Origin of the sequence: Bradyrhizobium campsiandrae, assembly GCF_014529705.1 — a bacterium.
Lineage (GTDB): Bacteria > Pseudomonadota > Alphaproteobacteria > Rhizobiales > Xanthobacteraceae > Bradyrhizobium > Bradyrhizobium campsiandrae.
In genome coordinates this window covers 1-593 of record NZ_JAANIH010000180.1, presented here as the reverse complement: position 1 = coordinate 593, position 593 = coordinate 1, and the positions used below count along the sequence as shown (strand labels likewise).

Annotated in this window: 1 protein-coding gene; it reads right to left on the bottom strand. The window is 61.7% G+C overall.

Going from position 1 to position 593, the window contains the following annotated elements:
- Positions 1 to 104 precede the first annotated feature (104 nt).
- Positions 105 to 566, bottom strand: a complete 462-nt coding sequence (locus G8O24_RS42595; protein WP_188108423.1) for an Hsp20 family protein — start codon at positions 564 to 566, stop codon at positions 105 to 107.
- Positions 567 to 593: the final 27 nt, after the last annotated feature.

The window sequence follows — 593 nt, the reverse complement described above, 5'->3', positions numbered from 1 at the left end:
TCACGTTCGTCATCGACAGTGCCTCCCTCATGCTCCTTTCCAGGGGACGGGTTTGTTGATGGCAGACGGCGGCATCAATTGCCGCCGTCCGGTTTCAGCTGAGATCAGGCTGCTTTTCTCTGCTCGATCTGCGATGCCGCAGGAGTGCCGCCCGCAATCGGAATCCGGCGCGGCTTCATGGCTTCCGGAACCTCGCGGACGAGATCGATGATCAGCAGCCCGTCCTGGAACGAGGCCTGCCTCACCTGGACATAGTCGGCGAGGTTGAACACGCGTCGGAACGGACGCGCGGCGATGCCCTGGTACAGGTATTCGCGCGCAGCGGTCTCGGGCTTTTTGCCCTCGATGGTGAGCGCGTTCTGCTCGGCCGTCACGGTGATGTCGCTGGCGCCGAAACCCGCCACGGCAAGGCTGATCCGGTAATGGTCTTCGCCGGAACGTTCGATGTTGTAGGGGGGATAATTGTCCTCGGTCGCCTGGCGCAACGTGCTGTCGACGAGGTCAGCCAGATGATCGAAGCCGATGGTGGAGCGCCACAGGGGCGCGAAGTCGAAACTGGTCCTCATAACCAAGTCCTCCAAAGAGCAAGATGG

Excerpts from the sequence above, each read along its gene's own strand:
- G8O24_RS42595 (WP_188108423.1), bottom strand. The coding sequence starts at position 566 with ATGAGGACCAGTTTCGACTTCGCGCCCCTGTGGCGCTCCACCATCGGC.